6 protein-coding genes and 1 rRNA gene are annotated in these 7,408 nt (G+C 72.7%); 5 read left to right on the top strand and 2 right to left on the bottom strand.

Going from position 1 to position 7,408, the window contains the following annotated elements; all coding sequences use genetic code 11:
- Window positions 1–208: 208 nt before the first annotated feature.
- On the bottom strand, window positions 209–1,348 hold the full coding sequence (mtnA, locus tag JF597_RS50455) for an S-methyl-5-thioribose-1-phosphate isomerase (protein ID WP_294013062.1): 1,140 nt from the start codon (window positions 1,346–1,348) through the stop codon (window positions 209–211).
- A 140-nt stretch (window positions 1,349–1,488) separates the two neighbouring features.
- On the opposite strand from mtnA, the gene JF597_RS50450 reads away from it, so the two are divergent.
- Genes JF597_RS50450 through JF597_RS50430 form a run of 5 tightly spaced genes read left to right on the top strand, consistent with a single transcriptional unit; the run spans window position 1,489 to window position 7,168 of the window.
- Window positions 1,489–2,868 carry a hypothetical protein gene (locus JF597_RS50450; protein WP_294013058.1) on the top strand — a complete coding sequence of 460 codons (1,380 nt, stop codon included), beginning with the start codon at window positions 1,489–1,491 and terminating at the stop codon, window positions 2,866–2,868.
- A 34-nt stretch (window positions 2,869–2,902) separates the two neighbouring features.
- Window positions 2,903–3,676 (top strand): DUF4129 domain-containing protein, encoded by a 774-nt coding sequence (locus JF597_RS50445; protein WP_294013055.1) that lies wholly within the window; start codon window positions 2,903–2,905, stop codon window positions 3,674–3,676.
- Window positions 3,673–4,869 carry a DUF4350 domain-containing protein gene (locus JF597_RS50440; protein WP_294013052.1) on the top strand — a complete coding sequence of 399 codons (1,197 nt, stop codon included), beginning with the start codon at window positions 3,673–3,675 and terminating at the stop codon, window positions 4,867–4,869. The genes JF597_RS50445 and JF597_RS50440 overlap by 4 nt, the downstream gene beginning before the upstream one ends.
- Window positions 4,869–5,858, top strand: coding sequence for a MoxR family ATPase (locus JF597_RS50435; RefSeq protein WP_294013065.1), 990 nt, complete (start codon window positions 4,869–4,871; stop codon window positions 5,856–5,858). Before JF597_RS50440 ends, JF597_RS50435 begins: the two co-directional genes overlap by 1 nt.
- A complete protein-coding gene (locus JF597_RS50430) occupies window positions 5,858–7,168 on the top strand; it encodes a DUF58 domain-containing protein (RefSeq protein WP_294013049.1) in 1,311 nt (436 codons plus the stop codon). Before JF597_RS50435 ends, JF597_RS50430 begins: the two co-directional genes overlap by 1 nt.
- A gap of 115 nt (window positions 7,169–7,283) precedes the next feature.
- Here the strand turns inward: JF597_RS50430 and rrf are convergent.
- Window positions 7,284–7,400 (bottom strand): 5S ribosomal RNA (rrf, locus tag JF597_RS50425).
- Between the last annotated feature and the right edge of the window lie 8 nt (window positions 7,401–7,408).

Genomic DNA, 7,408 nt, shown 5'->3' with positions numbered 1-7,408 from the left:
GCTGAAGCCCTGGAGCCGGACGTGATCGCAGCGGTGGGTCAGCTCGACCGCCTGCTTCGGCAGTCGGCTCGACTGCGGGCGCTGGACACCGATCAGCCGGAGCCCGACGTTCGTTGATGTAGCCGTTGGGTGTCACGGCCCCTTGGCCTGCGAATCGCCGCAGGTGGAGGGGCCGTTTCCGTCGGTCGAGCCGACGTCATCCCATTAGCTAAATCGTTACCTGGCGTGACCTGGCACACAGCTCCGCAAGAGCCTCAGCCGTCACGGGAGAAACGGCGCCTTCCTCGGTGACGATCGCTGTCACCAACTCCGGCGGCGTCACGTCGAACGCCGGGTTGTACGCCTGGGTCCCCAGGGGTGCCACCGGTATCCCGCCTCCCGCTCCAGCCACCGGCACCTGCGGTGCTGTGACCTCGGTCACCTCGTATCCGGGGCGCTGTTCGACCTCGATGGATGCCCCGTCCGGTGTCTCCGGATCCACCGTCGTCGACGGCGCAACCACGATGAACGGCACATGGTGGTACCGCGCGAGCACCGCGAGCGGATAGCTCCCCACCTTGTTCGCCACCGATCCGTCGGCCGCGATCCGGTCCGCCCCGACCAGCACCGCGTCCACCTCCCCCGCCGCGAACAGCGAACCGGCCGCATTGTCGGTGAGCAAGGTGTACGCCATGCCGCTGCGAGCCGCCTCGTATGCCGTCAGGCGAGCACCTTGCAGCAACGGACGCGTTTCGTCCACCCAGAGCCGCCGCAGCCGCCCCGCCCGATGCGCCTTGAGGGCCACCGCGAACGCCGTGCCCTCCCCTCCCGAGACCAGCGATCCGCTGTTGCAGTGGGTCAGGATCCGGTGCCCTCCGGCGGGCAGCAGCTCCTCCAGCAGCGCCAGCCCGTGCTCGGCCATCCGTGCGCTGGCCTCGGCATCCTCCCGGTGCAGCGCCCGCGCCGCCCCCAGCGCCGCCGCGGCCGCCGCCCCGCTGTCACCGCTCTGGGCCAGGGCGGCCCGGTACGCCGACGCGGCCCTGCGCACCCCGACGGACAGGTTCACGGCCGTGGGCCGCGCACCGGACAGCGCCACCGCGGCCTCGTCCACGTCGAAGCCCCGCGCGGCGGCGAGCGCCACCCCGTACGCCCCCGCTATCCCGAGCAACGGCGCACCGCGCACCGCGAGCGAACGGATCGCCTCGACCAGCGCCGAGGCGTCCGTGCACACCAGCTCGACCTCCTCCGCCGGCAGTCTGGTCTGGTCGAGAAGGACCACCACGGGACCTTCGGGCGGCTCCTCCCATCGGATCACTGGCATTCCCGTCGGCCGCATGTCCTCGCCGGTTTGCGCGTACTGATCAGCCATGGGCTCAGTCTGCCCCGTATCCGGCGGACAATTGAAGGTGCGCAGCCTCTACCTCGGCCGGTCACTGGGCGCCCACACCATGGCACGATGGCAGCCAACCTGCCGCCGCGCTCGCGGACGGGCACCGTGAAGGAGCTTCGATGAACGACACTCCGGGCTGGGCCTCGCCCGGATCCGCCCCGTCCGACGGGCGGGAACCCGGCGCGTCCGCCCCTGCCGACCGCCCCGTCCCCGCAGGGCCTGTCGAACCGCCCGCCGATCAGCCGGGCGCGGATCCACAGGGCTCCGGCTCGCAGTGGTCCAAGGAACAGCCGCCGCCCGGCCAGTGGTCCGCGCCCACCGGCGCGCCGGCACCAGGCCAGGCACCGCCGCCTCCACCCCCCGGCCCCGGCTGGGGCGGCCAGCCCCCCGGCGGCGGTCACGGGGGCTACGGCGGCCCCGGAGGCTACGGCGGCGGACCCGGCGGATACGGCCCGCCCGGCGGCTACGGAGCCTGGGGCGGCGGCTGGGGCGGCCCACCGCCCGCAGCCAAGCCCGGCGTGATCCCGCTCCGCCCGCTCGGCGTCGGCGAGATCCTCGACGGCGCCGTCTCCACCATGCGCACCTACTGGCGCACCGTCCTCGGCATCTCGCTGACGGTAGCGGTCATCACCGAAGTCGCGGTGATCCTCCTGCAGGGCCTCGTCCTGAACGACACCGAGACCACCGACGCCCTCAACGACCCGGGCGCCTCCCTCACCGAGATCAGCCGCGCCCTCGCCGAGGTCGCGCTCAGCTCGGGCGCCGTCCTGCTCATCACCCTGGTCGGCACCATCATCGCGACAGCGCTGCTGACGACCGTCACCAGCCGCGCCGTACTCGGCAAGTCCGTGGCCATCGGCGAGGCCTGGCGCGACGCACGTCCGCAGGTCCTCAAGCTGTTCGGCCTCATCCTCCTGACCGGGCTCATCGCCGTCGGCATCGTCGCCGTCGGCGCACTGCCCGGCATCATCGTCGCGATCGCCGGCGGCCCGAGCGGCGCCATCGCCGCCCTGCTCGTCCTCGGCATCCTCGCCGGTGCCGTCGTCACCGTGTGGCTGCTGGTCCGCTTCTCGCTCGCCTCGCCCGCCCTGATGCTGGAGAAGCAGGGCATCACCAGGTCCCTGGGCCGCTCCACCAAACTCGTCCGCGGCTCCTGGTGGCGGGTCTTCGGCATCCAGTTCCTCGCCTCGATCATCGCCAACATCGTCTCGTCGCTCGCCGTGGTCCCCTTCACCCTCATCGGGGCCTACGCCGGCGGCCACGGCCTGACCGGCTTCCTCGAGAACACCAACAACAACTACGGCTGGACGTTCCTCGTCATCAGCGGCATCGGCTCGGTGATCGGCTCCATGCTCACCTTCCCGATCAACGCGGGCGTCACCGTGCTCCTCTACATCGACCAGCGCATCCGCCGCGAGGCCCTCGACCTCGAACTGGCCCGCGCCGCAGGCGTCGAGAACTACGGCGTCGGCACCCCCGGCACCGTCCCGGGGAGCTGATGCGGTGAGCCCGACGGGGGGAGTCCTCGCTGCGGTGCCCGCCACCCTGCCGCGCGCCGCCGACGAGACCGTACGAGGCCTGCTGCGGGCCCGGGACGCGGCGCAGCTGTCGCGGACCGGCTCGGACGGCCAACCGCCCGTGACCATCCCGCGCGGCCCCGCACGGGAAGCGGCACGGCATGAACTGTCCAAGCGGATGTACCACGAGAACGACCCCGGACTGTTCCAGCGCGCCCTGAACGCCGTCCTGGACTGGGTCGACCGGCTGCTCTCCGCCGCCGCGTCCGCGACCCCCGGAGGCGCACTGGGCCTGGTCGTCGTGGTCCTGGCCGTCATCGTCGTCCTGGGCGCCCTGTGGTGGCGCCTGGGCACCCCCCGCCGCCAACCCGTCTCCACCGCCACCCTGTTCGACGACCGCCCCCGCAGCGCCGCCGAACACCGCGCGGCCGCCGAGGCACACGCCGCCCAGGGCCACTGGAACCAGGCCCTCCAGGAACGCATGCGCGCCGTCGTCCGCGCCCTGGAGGAACGCGCCCTCCTCGACGCCCGCCCCGGCCGCACCGCCGACGAGGCCGCCGCCGAAGCCGGCCGTGCCCTGCCCGCCCACACCGACCGGCTGCACGCCGCCGCCCGGGAGTTCGACGACGTGACGTACGGCGGCCGCAGGGCGACCCAGACCTCGTACGACCGCATCGCCGACCTCGACCGCGAGCTGGAACGCACCAAGCCGGTCCTGGCCGGCAGCGCCAGCAACTCCAGCAGCGCCCACAGCACGACCCGCAACACCCGCCAGGGAGCCGCCGAATGACCACCGGCGTAGCCTTCCCGGCCACCTCCACCGCGCCCACCACCCGGCAGGTGTGGACGCGAACCCGGGGGATCGTCCTCGCCGTGGTGCTCGTCCTCGCCGGCGCCGTCGCCATCGCCGTCATCCGCTCCGGCGACAGGCACGGCGACCTCGACCCACGCTCCGCCGACCCCTACGGCAGCCGCGCCGTCGCCGAGCTCCTCGCGGACCGCGGCGTCGACACCCGCGTCGTCACCACCCTGGGCGAGGCGCGCGCCGCGACCGGCCCCGGCACCACCCTTCTCGTGGCCGTCCCGGACCTGCTGACCCCGCACCAGCAGTCGCTGCTGCGGAAGTCGACGGCCCGCTCGGGCGGCCGCACGATCCTGGTCGCCGCGGGCAGCACGTCCGTCGAACGGCTCGCCCCCGGCGTCACCGCCGACCCCGCCAACAGCCTCCGCTCCACGCTCGACCCCCACTGCACGCTGGCCGCGGCCCGGCGGGCGGGCAGCGCCGACACCGGCGGCATCCGCTACACCACCACCCACCTCGACTCCGACTCCTGCTACCCCAGCCAGCGCCTGGCCACGCTCCTCCGCATCCCCGCGGCCTCCGGGAACGGTGACACCGTCGTCCTCGGCGCGCCCGACATCCTGCTCAACGACCGCCTCGACAAGCAGGGCAACGCCTCGCTCGCCCTCCAACTCCTCGGCTCCCGCCCCCATCTGGTCTGGTACCTCCCCTCGCTCTCCGACGCCACGGCCACCGGTACCGGCGACCAGAAATCCCTGTTCGACCTGCTGCCCTCCGGCTGGCTCTGGGGCACGCTCCAGCTCTTCATCGCCGCAGCCCTCGCCGCCTTCTGGCGGGCGCGCCGGCTCGGCCCCCTCGTGCCCGAGAAACTCCCCGTGGCGATCCGCGCCTCCGAAACCGTCGAAGGCCGCGGCCGCCTCTACCGCAAGGCCAGCGCCCGCGACCGCGCGGCCGCCGCTCTTCGCTCCACCGCCCGCACCCGTCTCGCCCCCCTGGTAGGCGTCCCCGTCTCCCAGGCGCACGCGCCCGAGGCCCTGCTTCCCGCGCTCTCCGCCCACCTGCACGGCAACGGGCAGACCCTGCACGCCCTGCTCTTCGGACCGCCGCCCGGCGACGACGCGGCCCTCGTCTCCCTCACCGACCAGCTCGACGCCCTCGAAAGAGAGGTACGCCGTCCATGATGGACCCGACCACTGACAACGCCGGGAACACCGGGAACCCGGCCGATGCCCGGGCCTCCCTGGAAGCCCTGCGCGCGGAGATCGCCAAAGCCGTGGTCGGCCAGGACCCCGCCGTGACCGGCCTCGTCGTCGCTCTCCTCTGCCGCGGACACGTTCTCCTTGAAGGAGTCCCCGGAGTCGCCAAAACGTTGCTCGTCCGCGCCCTCGCATCCGCGCTCGAACTGGAGACCAAGCGCGTCCAGTTCACCCCCGACCTCATGCCGAGCGACGTCACGGGCTCCCTCGTCTACGACACCCGCACCGCCGAGTTCTCCTTCCAGCCCGGCCCGGTCTTCACCAACCTCCTCCTCGCGGACGAAATCAACCGCACCCCGCCGAAGACCCAGTCGTCCCTCCTCGAAGCCATGGAGGAACGACAGGTCACCGTCGACGGCATCCCGCGCCCGCTCCCCGATCCCTTCCTGGTCGCCGCGACCCAGAACCCCGTCGAGTACGAGGGCACCTACCCCCTCCCCGAAGCCCAGCTCGACCGCTTCCTCCTCAAACTGACGATCCCCCTGCCCTCCCGCCAGGACGAGATCGCCGTCCTCACCCGCCACGCCGAGGGCTTCAACCCGCGCGACCTGCGCGCCGCCGGCGTACGCCCCGTCGCAGGCCCCGCCGACCTCGAAGCCGCCCGCACGGCGGTCGCCAAGACGACCGTCTCCCCCGAGATCACCGGCTACGTCGTCGACATCTGCCGCGCCACCCGCGAGTCGCCGTCCCTCACCCTCGGCGTCTCCCCGCGCGGCGCCACCGCCCTCCTCGCCACCGCACGCGCGTGGGCCTGGCTGACCGGCCGCGACTACGTCATCCCCGACGACGTCAAGGCACTCGCCCTGCCCACCCTCCGCCACCGCGTCCAACTCCGCCCCGAGGCCGAGATGGAAGGCGTGACCGCCGACTCCGTCATCAACGCGATCCTCGCCCACGTCCCGGTCCCCCGCTGATGCCCCTCACCGGACGAGCCGCCCTCATCGCGGCCATCGGATCGATCCCCATCGGAATCTGGGGACCGAGCTGGACGGGCGTTTTCGCCGTCGACGGCCCACTGGCCCTGGCCTGCGCCTGCGACTTCGTCCTCGCGGCTCCCGTACGACGCCTCGTGCTGACCCGCTCCGGCGACACGTCCGCCCGTCTGGGCGAGACCGCGGACGTCACCCTGACGGTGACCAACCCGTCCGGGCGCCCGCTCCGGGCCCGCCTCAGGGACGGCTGGCCGCCGAGCAGCTGGCAGCCCGGCACGGAGGTCGAGGCCTCACGCCACCGTCTGACCGTCCCCCCGGGCGAACGCCGACGCGTCACGACCCGCCTGCGTCCCACCCGCCGCGGCGACCGCCAGGCGGACCGCGTCACGATCCGCTCCTACGGCCCCCTCGGCCTGTTCTCCCGCCAGGGCGGCCACAAGGTGCCCTGGGCTGTGCGGGTTCTGCCCCCCTTCACCAGCCGCAAGCACCTGCCGTCGAAACTCGCCCGATTGCGTGAACTCGACGGCCGCACCAGCGTCCTGACCCGCGGCGAGGGAACGGAGTTCGACAGCCTGCGCGAGTACGTCCCAGGCGACGACACCCGGTCCATCGACTGGCGGGCAACGGCCCGGCAGTCGGCGGTCGCGGTACGCACCTGGCGTCCCGAGCGCGACCGGCACATCCTGCTCGTCCTCGACACCGGACGCACCTCCGCCGGCCGGGTAGGAGACGCGCCCCGGCTGGATGCCTCCATGGACGCGGCGCTCCTCCTCGCGGCCCTCGCCTCGCGCGCGGGCGACCGTGTGGATCTCCTCGCCTACGACCGCCGGGTCCGCGCTCTGGTCCAGGGCCGCGCCGCGGGCGACGTCCTGCCCTCCCTGGTCAATGCCATGGCCACGCTGGAACCCGAGCTCGTCGAAACGGACGCCCGCGGCCTGACCGCGACCGCGCTCCGAACGGCTCCACGGCGCTCCCTGATCGTCCTGCTCACGACGCTCGACACCGCTCCGGTCGAACAGGGTCTGCTTCCCGTGCTCTCCCAGCTGACCCAACGGCACACGGTTCTGCTCGCTTCAGTGGCCGATCCGCATATCGCCCGTATGGCGACGGCTCGGGGAAACGCCGACGCGGTGTACGAGGCAGCGGCGGCCGCACAGGCCCAGAGCGAACGGCATCGGACCGCGGAGCAACTCCGCCGGCGCGGTGTGACGGTCGTGGACGCGACGCCTGATGATCTCGCCCCTGCGCTGGCAGATGCGTACCTTGCCTTGAAAGCGGCGGGCCGGCTCTGATTCTCGGACGGCGGGGGCTGCGAACGGCCCCTGTCGATTTCTCTCCGGGGCCCTTATTCGAGCCCTTGAACGCAGAAAAGCCCACGCCATGAGGCGTGGGCTTTTCCTAATATTTGTTCGGCGGTGTCCTACTCTCCCACAGGGTCCCCCCTGCAGTACCATCGGCGCTGTGAGGCTTAGCTTCCGGGTTCGGAATGTAACCGGGCGTTTCCCTCACGCTATGACCACCGAAACACTATG

The organism is Streptomyces sp., assembly GCF_019510245.1.
GTDB lineage: Bacteria > Actinomycetota > Actinomycetes > Streptomycetales > Streptomycetaceae > Streptomyces.
This window is presented reverse-complemented; position numbering and strand designations above follow the sequence as displayed.

Coding starts and splice junctions, on each gene's coding strand:
- mtnA (WP_294013062.1), bottom strand. CDS start 1,348: ATGGCTGATCAGTACGCGCAAACCGGCGAGGACATGCGGCCGACGGGA.
- JF597_RS50450 (WP_294013058.1), top strand. CDS start 1,489: ATGAACGACACTCCGGGCTGGGCCTCGCCCGGATCCGCCCCGTCCGAC.
- JF597_RS50440 (WP_294013052.1), top strand. CDS start 3,673: ATGACCACCGGCGTAGCCTTCCCGGCCACCTCCACCGCGCCCACCACC.
- JF597_RS50435 (WP_294013065.1), top strand. CDS start 4,869: ATGGACCCGACCACTGACAACGCCGGGAACACCGGGAACCCGGCCGAT.
- JF597_RS50430 (WP_294013049.1), top strand. CDS start 5,858: ATGCCCCTCACCGGACGAGCCGCCCTCATCGCGGCCATCGGATCGATC.